Below are 25,096 nucleotides of genomic sequence, written 5' to 3'. Positions count from 1 at the left end.
CGCCGTTTCCTCTGTTCTGTCCGTTCTGCTGTAGTTAGGTTAATTTGCATGATAACGCCAACCCCTTTTGCTTGGGTCTCCCAGTACTTATTTGGTTTCTTCTTTTCTTACGGTGTTTATCTTCCGTTTTGGGCACTTTGGTTTGAAGACCAAGGGGTGTCGGCAGCGGATGTGGGCCTATTGATGGGGTTAGGCTTTGCGACGCGCTGCGTTGCCAACCTGATCATCACGCCTAGGATCCATAAAGCAGAGAGCCTGCTGCCTGCGCTTCGCTGGGCGACGTTAGCCTGTACGATTTTCCTTGCTGCGCACCTCGCCGCGGGTCCGAGTTTTGCCATGCTGGCATTGGTGACTGTGCTGTTTAACCTTAGCTTTGGTCCTGTTGTTCCCCTATCGGACGCCGCCGCGAACCACTATGCGAACCGCAATATGCTCGATTATGGTCGCACTAGATTATGGGGCTCGGTTGCCTTTATTGCAGGCTCTTCGGTGGTTGGTTATTTAGCCTCTCAATTTGGCGCCAACATGATCGTCTATACGGCAATCGCTGGTTTCGTGATTTCTATGCTTCTGGTGATGAGAAACCCAGCCACTATGCCGGTTTCGCAGAGCGAAGAAGATACCGTGAGACCTAAGTTGAGTGCGCTGCTCAAAGATACCGAAGTGATTCGCTTTCTGGCATTGATAGCCCTTATCCAAGGTAGCCACGCCGCTTACTACAGTTTTAGTTCTATCTATTGGAAAGAGGCGGGGCATCCAGAAAGCTTGATCGGTTATCTTTGGAGTCTAGGTGTCGTATCAGAAGTCATGCTGTTTGCCTTTAGTAAGAAATGGTTTGCTGGCTGGTCACTGCGCACCTTGTTTGTCATTTCTTCTGTGGGCGTCATGGTTCGTTGGGGACTGACGGCATCGACAACTGCGGTTGCAGCGCTGGTTGTGATTCAATTGTTGCATGGCGTGACCTTTGCCATTGCTCATATTGCCGCGATCCAATATATCCAGAAGTCTGAGCCGAACAAGATGGTGGCGCTGCAAGCGCTCTACAATGCGATTCCGTTGGGGGCGTTTATTGCGCTGATGATGGCAGTCAGCGGCTGGGGCTACGAGAATTGGGGAGCCAACGTATTCTGGGGTATGGCTGTCATGGGGCTACTGGCGCTGTTTATCAAAGTTGAGCCGAGTCGAAAAGGCGCGCAAGATATCGCGGAAAAACCTCAGCCTGAGCCACAGAATTGATTGGCGACATTTGAGAAAAATGCTGATAACCCTTTAAATAATAGTTAACAAATTTAAAGGGATATCACATATGCAAGGATGGATCGTCGTCCCCGTGTCACTGGCCTATTTGGGCATACTATTTCTAATAGCGTGGTACGGCGATAGGCAGAAAAAATGGCTCTCCAACTGGCGACCTTGGGTCTACAGTCTATCGATTGCTGTTTACTGTACATCCTGGACTTTCTACGGAACGGTCGGACAAGCGAGCGCAAATCCTTGGGCATTCTTGCCCATCTACTTAGCCCCAATCATCGTCTTTACATTAGGCTGGCGCGTTATTGCCCGCCTTATTCTTATCGCCAAGCGCGAGCACATCACCTCCATCGCTGACTTTATAGCCGCGCGATACGGCAAGTCTCAAGGGCTTGCCGTCGTTGTGACCTTGATAGCCGTGGCAGGGATATTGCCTTACATCGCCTTGCAACTGCGCGGCATCACCATGGGGCTCGAGGTTGTCGCCCCTGATCTTGCCAGTGAGCTTGGGTATCAAGATAAACACATCTCATGGTTTGTCGTTGGCGCTTTGGCAATCTTTACCATGCTGTTTGGCACTCGACACATCGATAATACCGAGCATCACCGCGGTATGATGATGGCGGTCGCGTTTGAGTCCATCGTCAAGCTGGTGGCGTTCTTGGTCGTCGGTGTGTTTATTCTTTACCTTGCATGGGACCGACCAGATATTCATCTCGCCGAATTGGCGTCAAGCACCTACCAATCCCCCAATGTCCCAACCTTGCTGATACACACAGGACTCACCATGATGGCGATCGTCTGTCTGCCAAGGCAGTTCCATACTATGGTGGTTGAAAATGAGCGCGCCCAAGATCTGCATACGGCTCGATGGTTATTCCCAGTTTACTTGGTGCTGATGGGGCTATTTGTGCTTCCTATTGCTTGGGTAGGGCAAGGGCTGCTGATGGGCACATCGCCAGATACGTTTGTCATTAGCATTCCCAAGTTCGCTGAAGCCAATAACATTGCCTTGCTAGCATACTTGGGAGGCACGTCTGCTGCGAGTGGCATGGTGATTGTCTCCACGATCGCGCTGGCGATTATGATGTCGAATGATCTTGTGATGCCACTACTTTTGCGTCGAATTAAGCTCGCTCATCGCTCGCACCGCCATCTATCAGGCTTGTTATTGGTTATCCGTCGAGCCTTGATCTGTTTGCTGTTGTTCGGTGCTTGGCTATTTTATCAGGCGCTCGATACGATCCACTCACTCTCGGCAATTGGCTTCTTGTCATTCTCGGCAATTACCCAGTTTGCCCCCGCTCTGATCGGCGGAATGTACTGGCGACTTGGCAACCGTAAAGGGGTCTATGTCGGGCTGTTTGTTGGTTTTGCCATTTGGCTTATCACACTGATGAGTGAAACCGGTCTTTTAGCTGGTGATGCGAGCAGTAACCTTTTGATATGGATGATTACGCCACCAGATCTGCTCTCTTCCTGGGGCATTGCGAGCTCGGATTGGGGGATGTTGATAAGTGTGGTGTTAAACGCCATCTGCTTTGTCGTCATCTCTCTTGCGACGCGTTCCAGCCTGACTGAGCGTTTACAGTCAGCCTCTTTTGTCGGTACACCTCTGCCTGAAAGTGAAAACCTGAGTCTCTACCAAAGTCGAGTCACAGTAGCAGAACTAGAGATGCTGGCCTCCCGATTTGTCGGGCGAACGCGGGTTCGCAGTGCATTTCGTCAGTACTGGAAGCAGCAAGAAAGCCAACCCCTGCCGAACCAGCAAGCGACCGCAGAGCTGATTCGACATACCGAGCGTGTGTTGGCTGGGGTTTTTGGTGCATCGTCGGCGAAACTGGTTCTTACCTCTGCGCTGCAAGGGCGTAACATGCAGCTCGAGGAAGTCGCGACGATTGTTGATGAAGCCTCCGAGCTGTACCACTTTAGCCGAGGGTTATTACAAGGCGCCATCGAGCACATCGGGCAGGGTATTGCGGTTGTTGATAAGCAACTACGCTTGGTCGCATGGAACCGGCGATATCTAGAGCTGTTTACCTTTCCTCCAGGGCTGATTCAAGTTGGTAGGCCCATTGCGGACGTGATTCGTCACAATGCTGAGCAAGGGCTATGTGGTCCTGGCGATCCAAACGAACATGTGCGCAAGCGTATTTATTATCTCGAACAAGGCTCACCACATACCTCGTCGCGAGTGAGAGCGGATGGCAGTGTCATTGAGGTGCAAGGCAACCCCATGCCAGGCGGAGGGTTTGTGATGAGCTTTACCGATATTACGGTGTTCCGAGAAGCCGAATCTGCGCTGCGAGATGCTAATGAACGTCTAGAAGAGCGAGTGGTTGAGAGAACTCATGAGCTTGAACAGCTTAACCAGCGCTTAGTCTTGGCTACCCGAAAGTCAGAATCTGAATCTCAGTCTAAAATGCGCTTTTTGGCTGCGGTGAGTCACGACCTCATGCAGCCACTCAATGCAGCGCGACTGTTCGCATCCTCCCTTTCTGAGGCGAGTAAGGATGATGAAACCCGTAAACTCTCCGGTCACATTGAGAGTGCGTTGGGCGCGGCAGAAGAGTTGATCGGCGATTTGCTCGATATATCGAGATTGGAGTCTGGCAAGCTACAGACCAACGTACGTGGCTTTCAGCTATCAGAAGTATTCAACAACTTAAAAGCCGAGTTCAGTGCCATATCAAAAGGGCAGAATATTGATTTTTCAGTCGTTTCAAGCTCACTTATCGTCAAGTCTGACCCCAAGTTACTGCGTCGCGTGCTACAGAACTTTCTCACTAACGCGTTTCGCTACAACCCAGAAGGCAAGGTGCTTCTCGGGGCGAGAAGGATCAATGGTCGAGTACGAATTGATGTTTGGGATGATGGGATCGGGATTCCAGAAGATAAGCAGAAAGAGATTTTCAATGAGTTTACCCGTGTAGACCAAGCTCGAGCGGATAGGGGGCTGGGGTTGGGGCTCGCCATTTCTCGAGGCATTGCGAGAGTGCTCAATCATCAAATCTCGATGCGTTCGTGGCCGGATCGCGGCAGCGTGTTCTCCATAACGCTTGATTTGGCGAGCGAGGTAGCGCCTGTTGCAGAAAAAATCGCGGCATCGAGTGACGCTGGACTTAAGCATCTTAAAGTACTGTGCGTTGATAATGAGCCTGATATTTTGGTCGGAATGGAGACCTTGTTAGAGCGTTGGGGGTGTGACGTCCGCACAGCATTGGATCTAGTGGGCAGTCTTAAACATTTGGATCAAGGTTGGGAGCCTGACGTCATCTTATCTGACTATCGACTCGACAATGGGCGAACGGGATTAGAAGTCCTGCAGCAATTTCGTTTACGCGTGGGTGACTCGTTTAAAGGCGTCATCATTAGTGCCGATAGAACAGAGTCTATGCTCGAGGGCATTAAATCCAATGGCTTTGCCTTTATTGCTAAACCTGTTAAGCCACTTAAACTGCGTTCGATACTCAATCAATCCTAGCGATCAATAAGGCATGGGAAAGCATTTGTCATTTCGATGTTAGTGTTCTTTCCATGTCTTTACTCAATATCACCTGACCTTTACCTCGCTTGACAGACCCTTTACGTCGTTCCAGTTATTCTTTGTGACATCAACTAACGAATAGCAACACTCACAGCCTTGGCGGGATTTCTGTCAACGCATCGCTGAAATTAATTCGTTATAAATCAGTACTCTTTCGAAAAATGCTGAAAAAAAGTGCAATTTTTTGAAATTAATGTGACCTGTGTCAGGTCGTATTGGGTAAGAGATGAGTATCAAATGAAAACAAAAAGTGATACCAAAGCAAAATGCTAATTGTTACTAGTATCATTTAAATTTGATTTTCTTTTAATACTTTTTAGGTATCCCTCCGTAGTAAAGAGGGAGTTGGTTGAGCGTTAGGTCGTTGTACGTTCACCGAATGTTGAGCACTTAACGGTGCTACTTGATGAGGTGTCATTATGAAAAAACTACTACCACTTGCAGCTATCCTTGCAATGGCTCCGGCTTTAGCCTTTGCAAATGCAGACAACTTATACGGAAACGGTGGCGTGCACACCGAGTTCTTTGAAACTAAGGCAGAAGCGATGGCAGAAGCGAACCGTATCTCGGAACAGCTTTCTTCTAAGCCGTCACATGAGTTGGCGTTTGTGTTGCGCACTCCTTTGAAAAGCCTTGACCACAACAGTATCGAAATCTACGACAAAGATGTGTCATACAACACTATGCCTGGTGACAACGGTGCAACCATGTACCAAGGCGTTGTTGACGTAGAGTATCGTTTCTCTCGTTATGACTAATATTTGATTTCGCTAGCACGAAAAAAGGCCGCTGCATCTGCAGCGGCCTTTGTTATTACGTGTGGATAAGGTTCTTGCTTGTAGATTAGTGGTCGTGAGCCGCGCCAGCGCCTTTCGGATAGCGAATCGATTCCACCATATCTTGCACATCTTTCGGTACTTCGGCCGTAAACTTGTTAACCACAATGGATACCGTGAAGTTTAGACACATACCAAGCGTACCAATACCTTCTGGGCTGATGCCAAACAACCAATTGTCTGGTGTGCTTGCCGCAGGGTTGATGAACTTGAAGTAGATGATGTAAGCCGCAGTAAACAAGATACCTGAAAGCATACCTGCGATAGCACCCTCTTTGTTCATCTTCTTATAGAAGATACCCAGGATAATAGCAGGGAAGAAGGATGCGGCTGCCAGACCGAAGGCGAATGCAACAACCTGAGCCACGAAGCCTGGTGGGTTGATGCCTAAGTAACCGGCACCGATAACCGCGGCGGCGGCGCCTATCCGAGCGTACATGAGCTCCTGCTTATCGGTCATATCGGGTTTAAAGCCTTTTTTGAGCAGGTCATGAGAGACCGCCGTCGAGATAACCAATAGTAGACCTGCTGCTGTTGATAGTGCTGCGGCCAAGCCACCTGCTGCAAGTAGTGCAACAACCCAGTTAGGGAGTTGAGCAAGCTCTGGAGAAGCCAATACGATGATATCGCGGTTGATCTTCATCTCATTGCGCTCATCGCCTGAGTAGAACATACGACCATCGCCATTTTTATCTTCCCAACCAACAAGACCTGTGCTTTCCCAGTTCTTATACCAGCTTGGTGCCTCTTCTGCTTGTACGCCTTTCATGTCTGGACCATTGATGGTGTCGATCATGTTAACGCGAGCGAACGCTGCGACTGCTGGTGCAGTTGTGTAAAGAAGCGAGATAAAGACGAGTGCCCAACCTGCTGAAATACGTGCATCTTTTACGCGAGGTACAGTGAAAAAGCGAATAATAACGTGTGGTAGACCAGCTGTACCCACCATTAGCGCCGCACAGATGAAGAAGACGTCAACCATACTCTTAGAGCCGTCGGTATAGGCGGTAAAGCCGAGCTCCTCAGTCAGTCCATCGAGTTTATCGAGCAAGTAGGTTTCTGACCCTGTCAGCGTCGAACCAAAACCAACCTGTGGCAGTACCGAGCCTGTCATCATTAGCGATGTAAATACCGCTGGTACCAAGAAAGCGAAGATCAGTACGCAATATTGAGCCACCTGAGTATAGGTAATCCCTTTCATTCCACCCATTACTGCGTAGAAGAATACGATGGCCATACCGATAACGATACCAAGGTTGATGTCTACCTCTAGGAAGCGTGAGAATACAACACCTACACCACGCATCTGACCTGCTACATAGGTAAAGGAAACGAAGATGGCACAGAATACCGCTACCATACGCGCTGTTTTTGAGTAGTAACGATCGCCAATGAAATCTGGCACGGTGAACTTACCGAACTTACGTAGATAAGGGGCTAAGCAAAGTGCAAGAAGTACGTAACCGCCAGTCCAGCCCATAAGGTATACCGCACCATCGTAACCGATGAATGAGATGATACCTGCCATTGAAATGAAAGATGCTGCCGACATCCAGTCAGCCGCTGTTGCCATGCCGTTTGCCACAGGGTGAACACCACCACCTGCAACATAGAACTCACTGGTTGAGCCAGCACGAGCCCAGATCGCGATGCCGATGTAGAGCGCAAAGGTAATGCCGACAAGAATAAACGTCCAAGTTTGAATATCCATTTTAAATGCCTCTTAGTCTTCCTGTACGTTGTATTTCTTGTCGAGCGCATTCATGCGAGCAACATAAACAAAGATCAGAGCAACAAAGGTGTAGATTGACCCTTGCTGTGCAAACCAGAAGCCGAGTTTGAAACCACCAAACTGGATTGCATTAAGTGCGTCAACAAATAGGATGCCTGCACCGTAAGACACAAGGAACCAGATTGCGAGTAGCGAACCCATGATTCCTAGATTTTCCTTCCAATAGGCTTGAGCTTGTTCTGATGATTCGAACGCCATGGCCTTCTCCTTTATCGTGTGTGTTAACGTATTGTTACGCTTTATAAGGTAGCAGGGTGAAGGCAAGAACTCAGTGCAACTTTAGTCGACTGTAGAAAACAAGAAAGCTCCATAGATACAGGCGCTTAAAGTGGTTTGGGTGGAAAAGTGTGATGTTAATCTGATGTTAAATTAGCCAAAGGTCTAAGATTGGGATGGGTTTTAAGATAAGAGTCTTAAAATTTAACAACTATTTTCCGATAAACAGGCGATTGAATACCATCAAACCCACTCATACAGGAAATTGTTTGGTATAGTTTTAGTTGCGCAACATACGGTTTTGTACAGGGGGAAAGAATTGGACGCAGTCACCATTAATCAACTGTTTTTAACGGGGGCGGTACTCATTGCTTTGAGTGTTCTGTTTTCACAAGTTTCTTCCCGAATCGGCGTTCCTATTCTCGTTATTTTCCTCTTTGTTGGCATGCTAGCTGGCGAAGACGGCCCAGGTGGCATCGCTTTTGATGACTACTCGTTAACCTACCTTGTGAGTAACCTCGCCCTTGCGGTCATTCTTCTTGATGGGGGAATGCGCACCAAAGTCGCCAGCTTTAAAGTTGCATTTTGGCCCTCACTTTCATTAGCCACCGTAGGTGTGGCGCTCACTGCGACCCTTACTGGACTGATGGCGGCTTGGTTGTTCGACTTAACCTTAATGCAAGGCATTTTGGTGGGGGCAATTGTCGGCTCTACCGACGCGGCAGCGGTGTTTTCATTGCTAAAAGGCCAAAGCCTCAATGAACGTGTCGGCTCAACACTTGAGATAGAGTCAGGTACCAACGACCCAATGGCGGTCTTTTTAACCGTAACCCTGATTGCTGTGCTTGGTAACCCCAATGCTGATATGGGGGCGAGTTTCCTGCTCAAGAGTTTCTTGATGCAGTTTGGAGTTGGAACGGTAGTTGGGTTTGCTGGTGGTTGGTTGTTATGGAGCTTGGTTAATCGTGTCCAGTTAGCCGATGGTCTGTACTCGATCTTGGTATTAAGTGGTGGTGTCGCTCTGTTTGCCTTCTCTGGCATGTTAGGGGGCAGTGGAATTTTATCTATCTACCTTGTGGGTTTGTTTATAGGTAACCGACCAACTCGTGGTCGCCACGCCATTCTCAATGTATTAGACGGTATGACATGGCTCAGCCAAATTGTGATGTTCTTAGTTCTTGGCTTGCTAGTAACGCCATCTACGCTGATGGAAATTGCGCTACCAGCGTTAATACTCGCCTTTGGCATGATTCTTTTTGCGCGCCCATTATCGGTTTGGATAGGTCTATTGCCCTTTAGGGCGTTTACCACCAAAGAGCGTTGGTTCGTCTCGTGGGTGGGTCTTCGCGGTGCCGTTCCTATTATCTTAGCGGTATTCCCTATGATGGCAGGGCTTGAGAATGCACAGCTCTATTTTAATATCGCCTTCTTCGTAGTTATGGTTTCCTTGATTGTACAGGGCGGCAGTTTGATGAAGGTGGCAGGGTTGGCTCAAGTCACACTTCCTCCCAAACCTACACCTGTTTATCGCACTGGGGTTGAGATCTTCCCTGCCAGTGAATGGGAGATGTTTGTCTACAAGCTTAAACCAGAAAAGTGGTGTGTGGGTGAACCTCTAAGAAAATTGTCGATGCCAGAAGGTACGCGAATTACTGCGCTATTTAGAGATGACAAACTGCTTCACCCATCGGGTAGTACTGTGTTGGAAGCGTATGACACTCTGTGTGTGTTAGGTCAAGACCAAGACCTAGATAGCTTGAGTGCGCTGTTTAGTGAGGCGCCAGAGTCGGAAGAAGCGGTCCGTTTCTTCGGTGATTTCTTCTTAGATGTGACTCAATCGGTGGCTAACGTTAGCGAGTACTATGGTATCGAGTTGGATACAGAGGAAAATGGCAAGATGTCGCTGAAAGAGCTAGTTGACCAGGAGCTTGGAATGTATCCAGTTTTAGGTGATAGCTTTGAGTGGCACGATATCACTTGGGTTGTGGCAGACATTGACGATCACGAGGTGGTGAAGTTGGGCCTATGTCTACCGAAATCTGAAGAGGCACAAGAGGGCCACTAATTGTGGAACTCTTGCAGCAAGATCACCGCTTGAGTGCGGTTTTTAACCCCTAATTTGCGGAAAATCGCCGTCATGTGCGCTTTGATAGTCGCTTCTGAGACATTGAGATCGTACGCAATCTGCTTGTTAAGGAGACCGTCTGACAGCATGCCCAGTACTTTGTATTGTTGTGGAGTGAGGGTGGCAATTTTCTCTGCAAGATCATTACTTTCGTTGCTGTCGACAAGAAGCTCTGCAGGGAAGTAGGGTTCGCCTTCGAGCACTTGGTTTAGCGCACTGATCAAAGCGCGCATATCGCTTGATTTTGGAATAAACCCAAAGGCACCGTGCATTTTGACCTGTGAGACAATGCTGGGCTCTTCGCTGGCAGAAATGACGACGATAGGAATATCAGGATAGTCGGCACGTAGGTGAATCAGTCCAGACATGCCGTTGGCCCCCGGCATCTTGAGGTCCAACAAAATAAGATCAGGCTCTTCGCTTTTCTCGAGCAAGCTGAGTAACGACTCCAGCGAGTCAGCTTCCAGCAAGTTCGCGCCACTTATCGCCATATGGACAGACTGAAATAGTGCATTTCTAAACAGTGGATGGTCATCGGCGATAATGATGGTATAGCTCGGTTCCATAGTGTCTCAATTATTTTGCGAAAGTGTTAATGCTATTATTGATTCAGTCTGATGTTTGGACAATTAAATCAATACAAAACTCTGAGCAGAATCGACTTTTTAGCTATGACTCTGTAAACAACCGCTTCACAAATCGACCTGCTCACTATTGGATGAGCGCATGTTGAGTGAGGTGCTGCAGAAAATCATCGGCACCAACAAAACCGGTTAAGCGAGCATGAGGAATGGGGTTACCTTGTGCATCCCAAAACTCAATAGTGGGTAGACCTAACACGTCCATTGACTTAAGTAGCTCTATATCCTGTGGCTGATTACGAGTCACATCTGCTTGCAGCAGGACAAAATCACTCAACACAGGCTCAACATTAGGAGCGTGGAAGGTGTATTTCTCAAACTCTTTGCAGGCAACACACCAGTCCGCATAAAAATCTAACATCACTGGCTTACCCGCCAGTTTCGCTTTGTCCAATTCTGCTTGTAGCTCGGTCGTGTTGTTGATTTGAACAAAGCTAATCGAGACCTTTGAAGCTTCAGCACCGCTAGGATTGCCAAGCCAGTGATTGAGCAGTGGCTGCGCTGAAGCAAACAAGCCTAATATGGCAATAATACCCACGCAGCTCTGTTTCCAGCCTCCAAAAGGCAACGCGTTCTTCTGATGGTAGAGCCAGCTAAAGGCAGCAATCCCGAGTCCAGACCACAGTACACTGCTCCAAAATTCGGGTAGTAAGCGCTCAAGCAGGAAAATCGGGGCAGCGAGCAGAACAAAGCCAAACAACACTTTGACACGCTCCATCCAGTTACCCGCTTTCGGTAGCAATTTATTACCAAACACCGCCGCTGCGATAAGCGGAATGCCCATACCCAACGCAAGCGCATACAGAGCAATACCGCCCGTCAACAAATCACCACTTTGCGCGACGTAAAGCAGTGCTCCCGATAGCGGCGCCGTGGTGCAAGGTGAGCACACTAACCCTGATATCGCGCCCATGGCAAAGACACCGAACAAGTTACCGCCCTGTTGCTTATTGCTGAGATTATTGAGCCAAGTCTGCACCCCGCTTGGTAGCTGAAGCGTATACAGGCCAAACATAGAGAGCGACAGCGCAACAAAGAGTGCACTCAACCCGATCAACACATAAGGGTGCTGCATCGCTGCTTGAAACTGCATACCCGCAGACGCAACCACCAGCCCTAGTAAGGTATATGTGAGCGCCATACCCTGTACGTACACCAATGAAAGAACAAGCGCCTGTTTGTGACTGCGTTTACCACCGCCAAGCACGATGCTGGTCAAAATCGGGTACATTGGGAGCACACAAGGTGTAAACGCCAGTCCGATACCAAGCAACAAGAATAACGCAGGTGTCCACCAGTTCTGTGCCAGTTTATCGGTTAGGTCGCCATTAGATGGGGCGGCTGAACCCGATTCAGGGGTACTTTGTTTCGGCTGAGCGTTGGAGTTTTTAGGTGCAGGCGCAATAGATTGTGATGTCGTTTGTATCTCTTGAGCGGCATCAAAGCTAAATGGTGTGATATCGATGATGCGAGTCTCAGGCGGATAGCAAAACCCCGCTTTCGCACAGCCTTGGTATTGAACAATCAATCTCGCGCCATCTTGATATGCAGTTAGCGGTACTTCCACGAACAGCGGTTGAGTATAGATGTTTACGTCGCCGAAAAACTCATCATTATAGGGCTCGCCATCTTCCATCGTGATATCACCCAATGTGACGTTTTCGCCACTGAACGATAGGCGCTGCTGATAGAGGTAGTAGTCTTGTTTTACTTGCCAATCGATGAATACACGATCGCCTTGTTGGTAGGCGTTCATCGGAAAGGCTTCATCTACCGGCACGAACGTGTTCGGTGAGCTCGGTGCAAAAGCGGAGTTTGAACTACTGTCACCAAACAACGCCCAGCTTGGTAGAGAGACGGTAAATAGAGAGAGCAGTAATAGATGTGTGAATATCCGAGTCATAAAACGCAACCAAGCCAAAACAATATATTGAGGTTATATGAAGTTAAGACAGGAAGATAGCGTCAAATGTTTCATCTGAGATAAAAAAAGAGCAGCTTAAAAGCCGCTCTTTAATGATATTGCGAGTTGCAACTGAGTTTAGCCGATCAATAGACCGCCAAACGCGAATCCAAGCGCCACTGCCGTAGCAATAGTCGTTACACCCGGAATGAAGAATGGGTGGTTGAATACATAGTTACCGATTCGCGTTGAACCTGTGTCATCCATTTCAACCGCAGCCAGCAGGGTTGGGTAGGTTGGCAATACAAACAGGGCACTTACTGCAGCAAAAGAGGCCACTGCGGTTAGCGGCGCAACACCGATAGCTAAAGCCGCTGGCATAAGCGCAACCGTCGTTGCACCTTGCGAGTAAAGCAGCATTGACGCGAAGAATAGCACCATAGCAAGCATCCATGGGTAATCTTCGAGTAACGCACCAGCAAGCTCTTTAATACCGTCTACGTGAGCGTTAACAAACGTCGAGCCTAGCCATGCCACACCAAGCACACAAACACACGCGGTCATACCAGAGCGGAATGTCGCCGCTGACGGGATTTTCGATGCATCAATCTTAGTGACCAGGGTAATCGCTGCTGCCGCAGCAAGCATGACGGTCATGATGGCTTCGTTTCGACCCAGAGCAGGATCTTCGATAAGGCCGATTGAGCCTGAGATAGCCGCGGCGTAGCACACAACAAAACCGATAGCCGCGAGGAAAATGTACGTCGCTGTTTTCGCTGTCGGCAGGATGTTACGCTCTTTTGCGTCGCTTAGCTTGATCAGACCTTGCGCTAGACGTTCTTGATAGACTGGGTCGTCTTTTAGTTCGCTACCCATAAAGTTGGCAACAAATGCACCGACCATACAAGCAATGAATGTGGTAGGAATGCACACCGCGAGCAGTGTTAGGTAGTCAACGCCCATTGGTGCTAGCATCGCAGCAAACGCCACGACGGCTGCTGAAATAGGGGATGCAGTGATCGCGATTTGCGAGGCAACGACGGCGATAGAAAGCGGACGAGAAGGGCGCACGCCTTGACCTTTCGCAACTTCGGCAATAACGGGTAGGGTAGAGAACGCGGTATGACCGGTACCTGCCATCAGGGTCATCAAGAAAGTCACGATGGGTGCGTAAAAGGTAATTCTTTCTGGATGTTTACGAAGGAAATCTTCAGCAATTTGTACTAACCAGTCCATACCGCCAGCAACTTGCATTGCCGCAATCGCGGTGATCACTGACATGATGATCAAGATTACATCAACAGGGATGTAGGCTTGACTGGTTGGTACGCCGAGTACCAGTGATAGGGCAATTACACCAGCACCGCCGGCTAAACCAATGCCGATACCGCCAATACGTGCGCCTAAATAAATAAACAGCAGTACGACGGCAAGCTCTATAGCAACCATAATCAATCCTTTTTGCGTTTGTCCCTGTCCTGAGTGTCACAGGGGGACCTAGTAAAATGTATAAGGGGTATAATTTCGATAAATGAGAATAAGTTACTAAAAAGGCTTCCCTTAAAAGGGAAGCCTTTGAATGTCATTACTCGTAGCGCTTGGCTTTATACTGAGGTTTCATCAGATTGTCTACAGAGAAAATGTCATCTAATTCTTCTTCTGATAGAAGCCCACGCTCAAGTACCACTTCTTTGACGCTCTTACCTGTTTCAGCACAGATCTTACCAACGATATCACCCTCGTGGTGGCCAATGTATGGGTTTAGGTAAGTCACGATACCGATAGAGTTGTACACGTAGCTTTCACACACCTCTTTGTTGACGGTGATGCCATCGATGCACTTGTCTCTTAGGTTGATACAGGCGTTTTTAAGAATATCCAGTGACTCGAACATGCTTTGCGCAATCACTGGCTCCATAACGTTAAGCTGAAGCTGACCACCCTCAGCGGCAAACGAGACCGTATTGTCGTTACCTAGCACCTTAAAGCACACCTGGTTGACGACCTCAGGAACCACTGGATTCACTTTCGCTGGCATGATTGACGAGCCCGCTTGCAGCTCAGGGAGGTTAAGCTCGTTAAGCCCCGCACGTGGACCAGAAGAAAGCAGACGCAGGTCGTTACAGATCTTAGACAGTTTCACCGCAAGGCGCTTAAGTGCACCGTGAGTCATTACATACGCGCCACAGTCAGACGTCGCTTCGATAAGGTCTTCGGCTGGCACACACTCAAGACCCGTCACTTCAGATAGGTGTTTAACCGCAAGTTCTTGGTAGCCATGCGCTGCGTTTAGACCCGTGCCGATAGCCGTCGCACCGATGTTCACTTCTAGCAGTAGTTTTGATGTGTATTCGAGTGCACGAATTTCTTCGTTTAGCGTCACTGCCCAAGCGTGGAACTCTTGGCCAACGGTCATAGGTACCGCATCTTGCAGCTGAGTACGACCCATTTTTAGAACAGTAGAGAACTCTTGGCTCTTCGCTTCAAACGCGCCTTTTAGATATTCAATGGCATCGATAAGCTTTTGTACGCTGTTGTAAACCGCGATACGGAAACCCGTCGGGTAAGCACAGTTTGTTGATTGGCTCTTGTTAACGTGGTCATTTGGGTTGATGAACTCATACTGGCCTTTCTCTTTGCCCATCAGTTCTAGTGCCACGTTGGCAATGACTTCATTGGTGTTCATGTTAACCGACGTACCCGCGCCGCCTTGGAACACATCTGAAGGGAATTGATCCATGCACTTGCCTGTTTCCAAAATAACGTCACAGGCTTGGATGATAAATTGTGCGATATCTTTAGGGATTACACCTAACTCTTTGTTTGCTAACGCCGCGGCTTTCTTGGTCATGACCATACCACGAACAAAGTCGGGCACATCAGAAATGGTCACATTTGAGATATTAAAGTTTTCGATAGCGCGAAGCGTGTGGATGCCGTAGTAAGCATCGGCCGGGACATGACGTTGACCTAATAGATCTTCTTCAATACGAGTGGCTTGAGAAGCAACATTGTGCTCAAGGGTAGTTGTCGCCATATTTTGGATCCTTAGAGAATAGTTCTGCGTTATTTACAGTTTATTTGCCAAATCTGTTTTAAGAATCCATTCGCCAGAATAATTGGCTAGTTATTACGTCCTGACTTATGGGGTACATATTACTCAAAGTGGCACATAAAAATAGTAGCCAGATCACCTTTTTCACCGAATTATTGCACAAGTTATCAAAGTCATCGTGAGATGCGATTTCCCTCAAAAAAATTAATGGAATTACTGAGGTTATTTATAGTTTGAAAAACTAATTTTGTGCGATTAACGGTTGAATCTGAGTAATTTATTTGTGGTTTAGATAAGGGTAGGCGTAAACTGACAGCAAACCAAGGAGGACAGCGTGTTTCCGATACTGTTATTACTATTTATTTTTGTACCGATCATTGAAATCGGACTATTTATTCAGGTGGGTGGCTTTTTAGGGCTTTGGACGACCATCGGTCTAGTGTTGCTCACTGCCGTGGTGGGTGCGTCTTTGGTTCGCAGTCAGGGCTTGCAAACCCTGATGTCAGTGCAAAACCGTCTACAGCAAGGTGAAATGCCGGCGCAGCAGATTGTCGAAGGCGTGATGCTGGCCGTATCTGGCGTGCTCTTGCTTACTCCTGGCTTTATGACTGACGCAATGGGGATGCTGGTGCTACTTCCTGCACCAAGAGCCGCGATTGCCAAATATCTAATGAGCAAAATGGTGGTGAAAACCATGTCAGGTGGTTTCCACCAACAAGGCGGTTTTCATCAAGACCCATTTCAGCAAGGCCCCTTTGATTCTCGCCGTGGTGACCAGCAGGGTGGCAATACCTTTGAGGGTGAGTTTGAACGCAAAGATGATGATGACCGTAATAAGCTGAACTAATGTTTTTTAATCGTCTCAGGCTAACTCGTCGTCGCTGGAACACGGTACTTATTGTCGCCATCACCTTTTTTATGTTGATGGTGTCGGCGCCGACTTTGATTAAGCAGTACCTACTGGAACCTAGCGCTCATATGGGACAAGGGTATGTATTAGACCCTACCGCGGATCCCATAGAAATTAATTACGCAGGGATCCAGTTTTATCTGCAAAACGGTGTATGGCGAGCGATTCCTGAAAAGTGGGATGCGCAAGCCTCGAATGTGATAGAGCGCTGGCGCGGAATCCGAGGTACTCCGGTGGATACGGAGACCTATCAAAAGCTGCGACCAGCGTTTGAGACGTCGATGACGATTGAAGTATGGTATCAAGATATTGAAGAGCCGCAGCGAGTCACCGCCTACCCGCTCAACAAATTTTGGCTACTTAGCACCTTTGATAGCCAATGGGTGGCAGTCAGCTTCGACAATAATCAACTTTTGCCAGAGCGCACTCAGTAATCCATAGAGTGAATCGGCAACACAGTGTGTGAATTATGCCAGAGTTACCAGAAGTAGAAGTCTCTCGTCTGGGCATCAGCCCCCATCTTCTCGAAGAGACCATCAAAGAAATTGTGGTCCGTCAGCGACAGCTTCGCTGGTGGATCCCCGAGGCTATCCATGAACTGCATGGTCAGCCCATCATATCGATACGCCGACGCGCGAAATACTTGCTCATTGATACTCCGACGGGGACGGCCATTGTTCATCTAGGCATGTCAGGGAGCTTGCGCGTGCTTGATAACCCGCCAACCCCAGAAAAGCATGATCACGTCGATCTGGTGCTCAGCAACGGCAAAGTGATGCGCTATAACGATCCGCGCCGTTTTGGGGCTTGGTTATGGTGTGCACCGGGAGAGTCTCATGAGCTTTTGGACAACTGTGGCCCGGAACCTTTGACGGATGAATTTAATGCCGAGTGGATGAGCGAGCGCGCTAAGAATAAGCGTGTTGCGATCAAAACCTTCATCATGAACAACGCCAATGTGGTCGGCGTTGGGAATATTTACGCATGTGAATCTCTATATAGTGCTGGAATTCTTCCAACCACACCAAGCCATAAGATCACCCCTGAACAATGGGAGCGACTGGTGTCTGAAATTAAGTTAGTGCTTGAACAGGCCATAGCGCAAGGCGGAACGACGCTGAAAGATTTCTCTCAGACGGATGGAAAACCAGGATACTTCGCCCAGGAGCTTCAAGTATACGGTCGCTCTGGCGAGCCTTGTCGCCTTTGTGGTAATGAAATCAAAGAGATGAAGATTGGCCAGAGAAATACCTTCTTCTGCGATGCTTGCCAGAGTTAATGGTGGGTGATGACGATAAAAAAGCGCTTGTCTTATCGGCAAGCGCTTTTTTAGTACCTGAAAGCGAAACTCTCTAGTGGTTATCGTAGATACGTTTACCATCTCGCTGAGTTTCAAACAGATATAAGTTCCACATGTACTGCTCTGGCTTATCACGCAGCAAATCTTCAATCGCTTTGTTCATTGCGCGTGCATCCTGCTCTTCATCGCCAGTTGGGAAATTGTCGATGGCAGGAAGAATATGCACCTCGTATTTGCTGGTTTGGTCGTTGTAAGCGGGCAGCACTGGTACCACTTTAGCGCGCGACAATCGCGACATCTTACCGAACCCCTTTAAGGTTGCCTTTTCGGCGGCAAAAAAGGGAACAAATACCGAGTTTTGTGGACCGTGGTCTTCATCTGGAAGCCAGTAGCCGATGTAGCCATCTTTAATCGAGCGCACAAAAGGTTTGACTCCAGCACTGCGAGCAAAGATTCGACCGCCATATTGCATACGCTGGACGTGCATCAGCCAGTCACCGATAGGGTTGTTCTGCGGCTTCATGATGGTCGCGACTTTGTGCCCTTGCGCAGCGAGCATAACCGCCGGATAGTCGACGGCCCAAGCATGTGGCGCTAGGATGATGACATTCTCACCTGCCTCAAGCAGTGGCATTAGGTTTTCTTCGCCAATCATCACTCCGCGCATTTGGTTGTGCTTGGTCGAGCGCACCAAAAACTCTGAATAGCCAAACAGGTATTGACCCGCTTTGGCAAATGTCTCTTCGACAATGTGTTGAATCTCTTGCTCGCTCTTTTCTGGAAAGCACTTAACTAAGTTAAGTCGAGTGCGCCTTACCACGCGACCATTCTTGTTGACTATGATGCCAGAAATATAGCGTGCAAAGCGGTCTCTAGGTTTAGCGGGAACAAAAGCTAGAAAGACCGCAAGGAGAATACCTAGCCAGGTTCCCCAATGCTTAGGGTGTAAAAACGCCCACTGGAAACGAGGGTCATAGAGGTTCTTATCGATGTGTTCTTGATTGCTCATAATGCCTACTCGTTACAGGTAGCGAGAGTTAGTTTTGGTGTGATCAGGCAGAGATTTGAATCGCTTGTGCATCCATAACCATTGCTCTGGCGCGCGCAGAATGATTTTCTCTACGTATGAGTTCATCAGCGCCGCAGCCGCTACTTCATCTTTCTTTGGATATTCATCTTCGATAGAGATATCAGCCATGATCTCATATTTACCGTCGGCATTTCTAAAGCCAGAGCCCGGCACTATGGCACATTTACTGGTGTAAGCCAAAATACTGGTCCCTGTCGTAGTACAAGCTTCTTCTACAGCAAAAAACGGGACGAAGACTGACTTGTTGTGACCGTAGTCTTGATCGGGTAAGTAGAAGAGTCGGTGACCCTGGCGCATGACACGGATCATAGATTTTAGATCGGTGCGATAGATAAGCTTGTTGCCATTACGGGTGCGACCGCGATACTGGATGAACTCGTAAGCGGGGTTGCTGTGAGGACGATAAGCACCGTAACCCGGAAGACCAAGCACAGCAAACGCACGCGCAGTGATCTCTAGGTTGAGCGCATGGACACAACAAAGTAGCACCCCTTTACCGTTCGCTTCGTGCTGCTCTATGGCACTGATGTCTTTGGCAATAAGAATACGTTTAAAGCGCCATGTAGGCCAAAACCAAGTAATGCCCGTTTCAATCAGGGCCATACCAGAGTTTTTGAAGTTCTCTTCGACGAAAGCGTCAATCTCTTGCTCAGTCTTCTCGGGAAACGCCAGCTCTAAGTTGCGGCGAGCGATTTGCGCGCGTTTGCCACCAAAGCGCATACCGAACTTACCTAGGCCGCGCCCCATTTTGTAAAGCACAGCATAAGGTAGAAGGTTGACGATAAGCGCCAGCAAACCAAAGCCTATCCATACTCCCCAGTGCTTTGGATGCAGCAGTGAGAGTGTGAAGTCAGGTTTTTTATCTATTTTCATTAGCGTTATTGCAATTGTAGTTTTAGCAACGACCAGTACTCGTCAAAGGTGGACGTTGGAGTGTATTTAAAATCAGAACGCACGAAGCGATTTAAACTGCCTTCGACTTGCCCCAGTAATTGGGCGGCAAGGATCTTTTCATCGACTGGGAAACTCTTGCCTTCACGAATTTTGCGCTCGCGCAAGATTTGACGCAAAGATGTCTCAATTCTTTCATAAAGCTGATTAATTCGGTCACGTAATCGTTCATTCTCAAACATTAGAGCATGGCCAGAGAGAATGCGACTCAAACCTGGATTACGCTCAGAAAACGCCAAAATTAGTTGCAACACCATACGAATGCGGGTCAGGGTGTCTTTTTCTTCATCTAAGATACGATTGATGCGAGACATGAGCGATTCTTCGATAAACTCGATGAGCCCTTCAAACATTCGCGCTTTGCTTGGAAAATGACGATAGAGTGCCGCTTCAGACACACCCACTTGCTTTGCAAGCTTTGCGGTCGTGATGCGAGATGTGCCTTCGTTGGACTCTAGCATCTGAGCAAGAGCCTGAAGGATCTCCTCTTTTCGGTTCGACTTTCTCGTAGCGGACATAAATCCTATTCCTTTTGATTACTGCATGCCTAAATCAGCACGATAACGCCCATTAGTGAATCTGTTAGTGTACCCAAGCGCGTTTTATCTACACAGTTCAACATGCTAAATGGTTGAAGTGTGTAACAATCTATCTCGCAGGGCTGGCGAGCATAGGGTGGGGTTTGCACGATGTCCGTTTGACATCGTACGGGACCCATAGGGATTAAGCGCTGGCTAGCTTAGCTGAAATGCACTCTAGAATAGCGCGACCTAGTTCGGTTTTCTTCGCGCTACCAAGGGCTTGCTGACCGCCTTGCCAGTACACGGTAATCGCATTTGAGTCACTGTTAAAGCCTTGACCTTCCACTGAGACATCATTTGCGCAAATCATATCCAGATTCTTACGTGCTAGCTTACCTAACGCGTAAGTCTCTACATCTTGCGTTTCTGCGGCAAAACCGACGGTGAAAGGGCGATGCTGAGTAAGGGACGCCACATCAGCAATGATGTCTGGATTTTTCACCATCACGATCTGCATATCATTGTTGTCGGCCGTTTTCTTGATTTTTTGAGTAGCCACATCGACAGGGCGATAGTCGGCAACAGCCGCACAGCCAATAAAGATGTCGTGCTTGGTTGCCGCTTCAAGTGCGGCTTTATGCATCTGCTCAGCACTGACGACATCAATACGTTCCACGTTGGCTGGTGTGGATAGTGAAACTGGGCCTGCAATCAGCGTGACTTGTGCGCCAAGTTGGCTCGCAGCCTCGGCAAGTGCGAAGCCCATTTTTCCTGAGCTATGGTTAGAGATGTAGCGCACTGGGTCAATGGCTTCACGAGTTGGGCCTGCTGTAATCACAACGGATTTACCCGTCAATGGTTTTGGTCCAAAGAACTGCTCACAGCGCTCGACAAGTTGCATTGGCTCCAGCATTCGGCCAGGACCGACGTCGCCACAAGCCTGTTCGCCTGCAGCTGGTCCCCACACCATCATGCCTCGACGGGCAAGGGTTGCGATGTTTTCTTGTGTCGCGACATTGCGGTACATCTGCTGGTTCATGGCCGGAGAGACGGCAATCGGGGCATCGGTGGCTAGGACGAGTGTCGTTAGCAAATCGTTACCCATGCCAGCGCTCATGCGTCCAATAAGGTCAGCGGTCGCTGGAGCAAGCAAGACAAGATCGGCCCATTTCGCCAGCTCAATGTGTCCCATGGAGGCTTCTGCGGCAGGATCGAGCAAGCTATCTGAGACGGGTCTGCCCGACACCGCCTGCATGGTGAGTGGCGTGATAAACTCCTTTGCAGCTTTGGTCATCACCACTTGTACCTCAGCACCGCGCTCGATGAGACGCCTGGTGAGTTCCGCACATTTGTAGGCGGCGATGCCACCACTGATGCCAAGTAGTATTTTCTTACCCGCTAACGTTTGCATAGCTTGCTCCTTACATTTTTCTGCGGCTAAGATAGCAAAAGCCATGCTCCCTCGCTACTGCTGCCATTCATGCCATGATTTCTCGAACGCTATCAGACAACACAATTACATAATAAAGAGGGAAGACTCCCAGCTTGTCTTTTAGGCACTTTTCGCTCTTTCTGTATTAGGCAATAACACGGCACCTATTTCTGTTTTCTTCTATATATGACTATTAAACAGCTTCCCAATGACTCTATGCCACGAGAGAAGCTTTTGATGCGTGGCAGCCAAGCGCTTTCTGATGCCGAGTTGCTGGCGATATTTCTACGAACCGGAACCAAGGGGTTGAATGTCATTCAGCTCGCAGACAGGCTTTTGACTGAGTTTGGTTCACTACGAGCCCTATTCTCGGCATCGAAAGAGGAGTTTTGTCATCACAAGGGGTTAGGGCTTGCGAAGTTCGTGCAGCTTCAAGCGGTATTAGAGATGAGTCAGCGCTATTTGTCAGAAACGCTTAAACGTGGTGATAGCCTCAATAGTCCGGAACAGACCAAGCTTTATCTGATGTCTATATTGCGTGACCGTCAGCGAGAAGCCTTCTATGTTCTGTTTCTCGATAATCAAAATCGGGTGATTTCAGATGAAGTGATGTTTGAGGGAACCATTGATGCCGCATCGGTCTATCCGCGTGAGGTGGTTAAGCGCGCTCTGCAGCATAATGCAGCGGCATTAATACTGGCTCATAATCATCCTTCAGGTATCTCAGAGCCTAGCCAAGCAGACCGAAGGATCACAAGACGGCTCAGCGATGCACTGGGATTGGTCGATATTCGTATCCTAGACCACTTTGTTATTGGCGATGGAGAGGTGACCTCTTTTGCTGAAAGAGGCTGGATTTAGCTTTTGAAACAGTAGAAAGCGTTTTTTATTGTAATAACTGTGAGACAGAGCTTTTGTTTTGGTGATTTTCTGCTATGATTCGCGCACTAAATTATCAACCAACATCAGCTCAAAGTGAAAAAGATCAGCAAATCCTTAAAAAAGGATCTGTTCGGGTCTTGAGCAATGCATGTCAAGTTAGTATAATGCGCGACCTTTGATAGCCTTGTATGGGTACTCCATAATGGTTATGGCCTCTTATAATTGAGGTTCGGCCACCAAGGTTGATATCGAGCTGAAACGATTTGGAGAAGACATTCATGTCCCGAGTATGCCAAGTAACTGGTAAGCGTCCTGTAACGGGTAACAACCGTTCACACGCACGAAATGCTACCAAGCGTCGTTTTCTGCCGAACCTACAAACTCATCGTTTCTGGGTAGAAAGCGAAAAACGCTTTGTTAAACTACGTCTAACCGCTAAGGGTATGCGTATTATTGATAAGAAAGGCATCGATGCTGTTCTTGTTGATATCCGCGCTCGTGGCGAGAACGTATAAGAGGAATTAAGCAATGGCTAAAGGCATTCGTGAGAAAATTCGTCTAGTATCTTCTGCAGGTACTGGTCACTTCTACACAACTGACAAGAACAAGCGTAACATGCCAGGCAAATTTGAGATCAAAAAGTTTGATCCAGTTGTTCGCCAACACGTTATGTACAAAGAAGCTAAAATCAAGTAATTGATAAGCATCTGCTTGTAAGTATTGAAAACCCAGCCTCGGCTGGGTTTTTTATTGCCTGAAAATCAGGCTAGGTTAACGCTGTCGCTAAAAAGGGCTTAAACCGCCCCTTCAAAACCAAACTGTCGCCACGCTTCATAGGCAATAATCGCTACCGCATTGGATAGGTTTAGGCTGCGCGCATCTGGCATCATAGGAATACGAATACGCTGTTCCATTGGCAGGCTTTCAATCACTTCTGCGGGCAGACCGCGGGTTTCTGGTCCAAATAGCAATACATCACCTTGCTGGTATTTCGCATCCGTGTGATGGCCAGTGGTTTTTGTTGTACAAGCAAATAAGCGATAGCTCGGATTGTTCTCTTCAAGATAAGCAAGAAACGCTGCGTAGTCTTTGTGGCGCTTTACACGAGCAAGGTCATGATAGTCAAGACCGGCACGGCGGACCTTCTTCTCTTCTAAATCAAAACCAAGCGGTTCGATAAGGTGTAGGTTTGCACCACAGTTGGCACAAAGTCGGATGATGTTTCCGGTATTAGGAGCAATTTCTGGCTCGTAGAGGGCGATATCAAACATATTGGGTGTCGACTCATACTAAATAATGGAATGAGTATACCCGAAGAGCAAAAAAAACGTCATCTTAGATAGCTATGCCGTCCCTAAGGTAACCATCACTTCCAATTAAACTTTCGTCATCCCCAAAATTATCGTCATCCCCGCGCAGGCGGGGATCTACCTAAAGCGTGCATCAAGCCTCAACTAGATTCCTGTCTGCACAGGAATGGCAAGACATTCAATTAGTGTCTTTCGAGATCAAAGCTTATCCGTCACCGCCAGCGTTGCCGCCACCATATCATGACCAAACTGAATACTGCGCTCAGGCGACCAGCCATACAAAGGATCTGGGTAGTTATTATTATCCTTAAACGGCATTTCAATGGTGTATGACAGGCAGCGGAACTGCTCTGCTACCCAGTTTGAGCCAACGGTCAGGTTAGCCTTGCCCGGCTCATCTTTATCATAGCCGTAGTCGTCTTGGAACTCAGGAGTAATGGTGAGTAGCGCTTGTTTGAACGCATTCTCAAGCCCTGCGTGACGCTCGTCGTAAGAAGGGATGCCTTCAGAGCCGGCTGCAAAGTTGTAGGGGATCGCTTCATCGCCGTGGATATCTAAGAACATATCGACGCCTGTTTGCAGCATCTTCTCACGTACTAGGAACACCTCTGGACTTTTCTCCATCGAAGGTGACTGCCATTCACGGTTTAGGTTTACACCAACCGCATTCGTGCGCAGGTGGCCACGATTCGCGCCATCAGGGTTCATGTTTGGCACCACGTAAAGCACGGCTTTTTCTAGCAGCGCTTGCGCCGTGGTGTCGGTTTCATCGACAAGGCGCTGAATAAGGCCTTCCATAAACCACTCAGCCATGGTCTCTCCAGGATGCTGACGCGCGATAACCCAGATATTCTTCTTACCTTCCTCTGGCTCACCAAAGGTCAGTAGAGACATGTCATTGTTATCTAGCGTGTGGCCTAGGGTCTCTAAAGTGCAGTGGTGCTCGGTTTGCGCCATGTGTAGAAGGTCTAGGTGACGGTCGTAGGAGTACGGTGCAAAGTAGGCAAAGTACATCGACCCACGCTCAGGAAGGACGTGAAAGCTCAAGGTATCACCATCGAACTCGGATGGGATGCGGAACCACTCTTCTCGGTCGTAAGAAGCAACGACGTCATAGCCCTTCCAACCTTCAGGGTAGGCAGACTTAGCGAGGTCAAGGATCTTAATGGTGTGAGACTGTTCAGCCTGAGTTTCTAGTCGGAAGTGAAACCATTGATAGAACTCAGACTGGTTGTCGTTTTGTATTTTTAGCTGGATATCGTCTCTGTTTTCAATGCTGACAACCTCAATGTTGCCACTCTCGAAATTACTGAAGATCTTCATCTGCTTGATTC

General features: G+C 48.3%; 22 protein-coding genes. 10 read left to right on the top strand and 12 right to left on the bottom strand.

Features of this window, described 5'->3' with window-relative positions; translation table 11 throughout:
• Positions 1-48 precede the first annotated feature (48 nt).
• From AC6I8U_RS15345 to AC6I8U_RS15335, 3 genes are all read left to right on the top strand, one after another.
• Positions 49-1,236: a 3-phenylpropionate MFS transporter gene (locus tag AC6I8U_RS15345; protein ID WP_498017292.1), complete on the top strand. Its 1,188-nt coding sequence runs from the start codon at positions 49-51 to the stop codon at positions 1,234-1,236.
• A gap of 70 nt (positions 1,237-1,306) precedes the next feature.
• The gene (locus AC6I8U_RS15340) at positions 1,307-4,735 is read left to right on the top strand and encodes a hybrid sensor histidine kinase/response regulator (RefSeq protein WP_498017291.1); all 3,429 of its coding nucleotides are present in this window, start codon (positions 1,307-1,309) and stop codon (positions 4,733-4,735) included.
• 482 nt (positions 4,736-5,217) lie between these two features.
• The gene (locus AC6I8U_RS15335; protein ID WP_234494701.1) at positions 5,218-5,556 is read left to right on the top strand and encodes a DUF3316 domain-containing protein; all 339 of its coding nucleotides are present in this window, start codon (positions 5,218-5,220) and stop codon (positions 5,554-5,556) included.
• An 85-nt stretch (positions 5,557-5,641) separates the two neighbouring features.
• On the opposite strand, the gene AC6I8U_RS15330 is transcribed toward AC6I8U_RS15335, so the two are convergent.
• Positions 5,642-7,345, bottom strand: coding sequence for a sodium:solute symporter family protein (locus AC6I8U_RS15330; RefSeq protein ID WP_234494700.1), 1,704 nt, complete (start codon positions 7,343-7,345; stop codon positions 5,642-5,644).
• A 12-nt stretch (positions 7,346-7,357) separates the two neighbouring features.
• Positions 7,358-7,624 (bottom strand): DUF4212 domain-containing protein, encoded by a 267-nt coding sequence (locus AC6I8U_RS15325; RefSeq protein ID WP_042478618.1) that lies wholly within the window; start codon positions 7,622-7,624, stop codon positions 7,358-7,360.
• A 337-nt stretch (positions 7,625-7,961) separates the two neighbouring features.
• On the opposite strand from AC6I8U_RS15325, the gene AC6I8U_RS15320 reads away from it, so the two are divergent.
• The gene (locus AC6I8U_RS15320; RefSeq protein WP_446569862.1) at positions 7,962-9,707 is read left to right on the top strand and encodes a potassium/proton antiporter; all 1,746 of its coding nucleotides are present in this window, start codon (positions 7,962-7,964) and stop codon (positions 9,705-9,707) included.
• Here the strand turns inward: AC6I8U_RS15320 and AC6I8U_RS15315 are convergent.
• The 4 genes from AC6I8U_RS15315 to aspA all read right to left on the bottom strand — a co-directional run bounded on the left by AC6I8U_RS15315 (position 9,704) and on the right by aspA (position 15,348).
• On the bottom strand, positions 9,704-10,333 hold the full coding sequence (locus AC6I8U_RS15315; RefSeq protein WP_128648817.1) for a response regulator transcription factor: 630 nt from the start codon (positions 10,331-10,333) through the stop codon (positions 9,704-9,706). The genes AC6I8U_RS15320 and AC6I8U_RS15315 overlap by 4 nt on opposite strands.
• 145 nt (positions 10,334-10,478) lie before the next feature.
• Positions 10,479-12,311 carry a protein-disulfide reductase DsbD gene (locus AC6I8U_RS15310; RefSeq protein WP_498017290.1) on the bottom strand — a complete coding sequence of 611 codons (1,833 nt, stop codon included), beginning with the start codon at positions 12,309-12,311 and terminating at the stop codon, positions 10,479-10,481.
• A gap of 138 nt (positions 12,312-12,449) precedes the next feature.
• On the bottom strand, positions 12,450-13,760 hold the full coding sequence (locus AC6I8U_RS15305) for an anaerobic C4-dicarboxylate transporter (RefSeq protein ID WP_234494695.1): 1,311 nt from the start codon (positions 13,758-13,760) through the stop codon (positions 12,450-12,452).
• 136 nt (positions 13,761-13,896) lie between these two features.
• Complete coding sequence (gene aspA, locus AC6I8U_RS15300) at positions 13,897-15,348, bottom strand: aspartate ammonia-lyase (protein WP_394154021.1); 1,452 nt, start codon at positions 15,346-15,348, stop codon at positions 13,897-13,899.
• A gap of 352 nt (positions 15,349-15,700) precedes the next feature.
• Here aspA and AC6I8U_RS15295 point away from each other — a divergent pair, with 352 nt between their 5' ends.
• The 3 genes from AC6I8U_RS15295 to mutM are packed head-to-tail and all read left to right on the top strand — an operon-like array spanning position 15,701 to position 17,555.
• Positions 15,701-16,213, top strand: a complete 513-nt coding sequence (locus AC6I8U_RS15295; protein WP_042478624.1) for an FxsA family protein — start codon at positions 15,701-15,703, stop codon at positions 16,211-16,213.
• Positions 16,213-16,710: a hypothetical protein gene (locus AC6I8U_RS15290; RefSeq protein ID WP_498017289.1), complete on the top strand. Its 498-nt coding sequence runs from the start codon at positions 16,213-16,215 to the stop codon at positions 16,708-16,710. Before AC6I8U_RS15295 ends, AC6I8U_RS15290 begins: the two co-directional genes overlap by 1 nt.
• Before the next feature lie 35 nt (positions 16,711-16,745).
• Positions 16,746-17,555 carry a bifunctional DNA-formamidopyrimidine glycosylase/DNA-(apurinic or apyrimidinic site) lyase gene (gene mutM, locus AC6I8U_RS15285; protein WP_498017288.1) on the top strand — a complete coding sequence of 270 codons (810 nt, stop codon included), beginning with the start codon at positions 16,746-16,748 and terminating at the stop codon, positions 17,553-17,555.
• A gap of 73 nt (positions 17,556-17,628) precedes the next feature.
• Here the strand turns inward: mutM and lpxM are convergent, their stop codons facing one another.
• From lpxM to coaBC, 4 genes are all read right to left on the bottom strand, one after another.
• Entirely contained in the window at positions 17,629-18,585 is a 957-nt protein-coding gene (gene lpxM / locus AC6I8U_RS15280) for a lauroyl-Kdo(2)-lipid IV(A) myristoyltransferase (protein WP_498017287.1), read from the bottom strand.
• A 12-nt stretch (positions 18,586-18,597) separates the two neighbouring features.
• Positions 18,598-19,539 carry a Kdo(2)-lipid IV(A) acyltransferase gene (locus AC6I8U_RS15275; protein ID WP_252013127.1) on the bottom strand — a complete coding sequence of 314 codons (942 nt, stop codon included), beginning with the start codon at positions 19,537-19,539 and terminating at the stop codon, positions 18,598-18,600.
• A 5-nt stretch (positions 19,540-19,544) separates the two neighbouring features.
• A complete protein-coding gene (slmA, locus tag AC6I8U_RS15270) occupies positions 19,545-20,135 on the bottom strand; it encodes a nucleoid occlusion factor SlmA (RefSeq protein WP_042478631.1) in 591 nt (196 codons plus the stop codon).
• Positions 20,136-20,340: 205 nt separating this feature from the next.
• A complete protein-coding gene (gene coaBC / locus AC6I8U_RS15265) occupies positions 20,341-21,549 on the bottom strand; it encodes a bifunctional phosphopantothenoylcysteine decarboxylase/phosphopantothenate--cysteine ligase CoaBC (RefSeq protein ID WP_042478648.1) in 1,209 nt (402 codons plus the stop codon).
• 207 nt (positions 21,550-21,756) lie between these two features.
• Here coaBC and radC point away from each other — a divergent pair, with 207 nt between their 5' ends.
• The 3 genes from radC (at position 21,757) to rpmG (ending at position 23,148) form a co-directional block, all read left to right on the top strand.
• The gene (gene radC / locus AC6I8U_RS15260) at positions 21,757-22,431 is read left to right on the top strand and encodes a RadC family protein (RefSeq protein WP_128648822.1); all 675 of its coding nucleotides are present in this window, start codon (positions 21,757-21,759) and stop codon (positions 22,429-22,431) included.
• A gap of 299 nt (positions 22,432-22,730) precedes the next feature.
• On the top strand, positions 22,731-22,967 hold the full coding sequence (gene rpmB, locus AC6I8U_RS15255; protein WP_004728407.1) for a 50S ribosomal protein L28: 237 nt from the start codon (positions 22,731-22,733) through the stop codon (positions 22,965-22,967).
• 13 nt (positions 22,968-22,980) lie between these two features.
• Positions 22,981-23,148, top strand: coding sequence for a 50S ribosomal protein L33 (gene rpmG, locus AC6I8U_RS15250; protein ID WP_002535344.1), 168 nt, complete (start codon positions 22,981-22,983; stop codon positions 23,146-23,148).
• A 98-nt stretch (positions 23,149-23,246) separates the two neighbouring features.
• On the opposite strand, the gene trmL is transcribed toward rpmG, so the two are convergent.
• Together trmL and AC6I8U_RS15240 are read right to left on the bottom strand one after the other, a co-directional pair.
• A complete protein-coding gene (gene trmL, locus AC6I8U_RS15245) occupies positions 23,247-23,723 on the bottom strand; it encodes a tRNA (uridine(34)/cytosine(34)/5-carboxymethylaminomethyluridine(34)-2'-O)-methyltransferase TrmL (RefSeq protein ID WP_128648823.1) in 477 nt (158 codons plus the stop codon).
• A 237-nt stretch (positions 23,724-23,960) separates the two neighbouring features.
• Entirely contained in the window at positions 23,961-25,085 is a 1,125-nt protein-coding gene (locus tag AC6I8U_RS15240; protein ID WP_498017286.1) for a M14 family metallopeptidase, read from the bottom strand.
• Positions 25,086-25,096: the final 11 nt, after the last annotated feature.

It is taken from the genome of Vibrio sp. KUL80, assembly GCF_059725495.1.
Note: the sequence above shows the minus strand (reverse complement) of the source record. Positions and strands in the feature narration are given on the sequence as shown.

Excerpts from the sequence above, each read along its gene's own strand:
- rpmG (WP_002535344.1), top strand. The coding sequence starts at position 22,981 with ATGGCTAAAGGCATTCGTGAGAAAATTCGTCTAGTATCTTCTGCAGGT.
- lpxM (WP_498017287.1), bottom strand. The coding sequence starts at position 18,585 with ATGAGCAATCAAGAACACATCGATAAGAACCTCTATGACCCTCGTTTC.
- AC6I8U_RS15290 (WP_498017289.1), top strand. The coding sequence starts at position 16,213 with ATGTTTTTTAATCGTCTCAGGCTAACTCGTCGTCGCTGGAACACGGTA.
- AC6I8U_RS15345 (WP_498017292.1), top strand. The coding sequence starts at position 49 with ATGATAACGCCAACCCCTTTTGCTTGGGTCTCCCAGTACTTATTTGGT.
- radC (WP_128648822.1), top strand. The coding sequence starts at position 21,757 with ATGACTATTAAACAGCTTCCCAATGACTCTATGCCACGAGAGAAGCTT.
- AC6I8U_RS15330 (WP_234494700.1), bottom strand. The coding sequence starts at position 7,345 with ATGGATATTCAAACTTGGACGTTTATTCTTGTCGGCATTACCTTTGCG.
- slmA (WP_042478631.1), bottom strand. The coding sequence starts at position 20,135 with ATGTCCGCTACGAGAAAGTCGAACCGAAAAGAGGAGATCCTTCAGGCT.
- coaBC (WP_042478648.1), bottom strand. The coding sequence starts at position 21,549 with ATGCAAACGTTAGCGGGTAAGAAAATACTACTTGGCATCAGTGGTGGC.
- mutM (WP_498017288.1), top strand. The coding sequence starts at position 16,746 with ATGCCAGAGTTACCAGAAGTAGAAGTCTCTCGTCTGGGCATCAGCCCC.
- AC6I8U_RS15275 (WP_252013127.1), bottom strand. The coding sequence starts at position 19,539 with ATGAAAATAGATAAAAAACCTGACTTCACACTCTCACTGCTGCATCCA.
- AC6I8U_RS15340 (WP_498017291.1), top strand. The coding sequence starts at position 1,307 with ATGCAAGGATGGATCGTCGTCCCCGTGTCACTGGCCTATTTGGGCATA.
- AC6I8U_RS15335 (WP_234494701.1), top strand. The coding sequence starts at position 5,218 with ATGAAAAAACTACTACCACTTGCAGCTATCCTTGCAATGGCTCCGGCT.
- AC6I8U_RS15305 (WP_234494695.1), bottom strand. The coding sequence starts at position 13,760 with ATGGTTGCTATAGAGCTTGCCGTCGTACTGCTGTTTATTTATTTAGGC.
- aspA (WP_394154021.1), bottom strand. The coding sequence starts at position 15,348 with ATGGCGACAACTACCCTTGAGCACAATGTTGCTTCTCAAGCCACTCGT.
- AC6I8U_RS15240 (WP_498017286.1), bottom strand. The coding sequence starts at position 25,085 with ATGAAGATCTTCAGTAATTTCGAGAGTGGCAACATTGAGGTTGTCAGC.
- trmL (WP_128648823.1), bottom strand. The coding sequence starts at position 23,723 with ATGTTTGATATCGCCCTCTACGAGCCAGAAATTGCTCCTAATACCGGA.
- rpmB (WP_004728407.1), top strand. The coding sequence starts at position 22,731 with ATGTCCCGAGTATGCCAAGTAACTGGTAAGCGTCCTGTAACGGGTAAC.
- AC6I8U_RS15315 (WP_128648817.1), bottom strand. The coding sequence starts at position 10,333 with ATGGAACCGAGCTATACCATCATTATCGCCGATGACCATCCACTGTTT.
- AC6I8U_RS15310 (WP_498017290.1), bottom strand. The coding sequence starts at position 12,311 with ATGACTCGGATATTCACACATCTATTACTGCTCTCTCTATTTACCGTC.
- AC6I8U_RS15325 (WP_042478618.1), bottom strand. The coding sequence starts at position 7,624 with ATGGCGTTCGAATCATCAGAACAAGCTCAAGCCTATTGGAAGGAAAAT.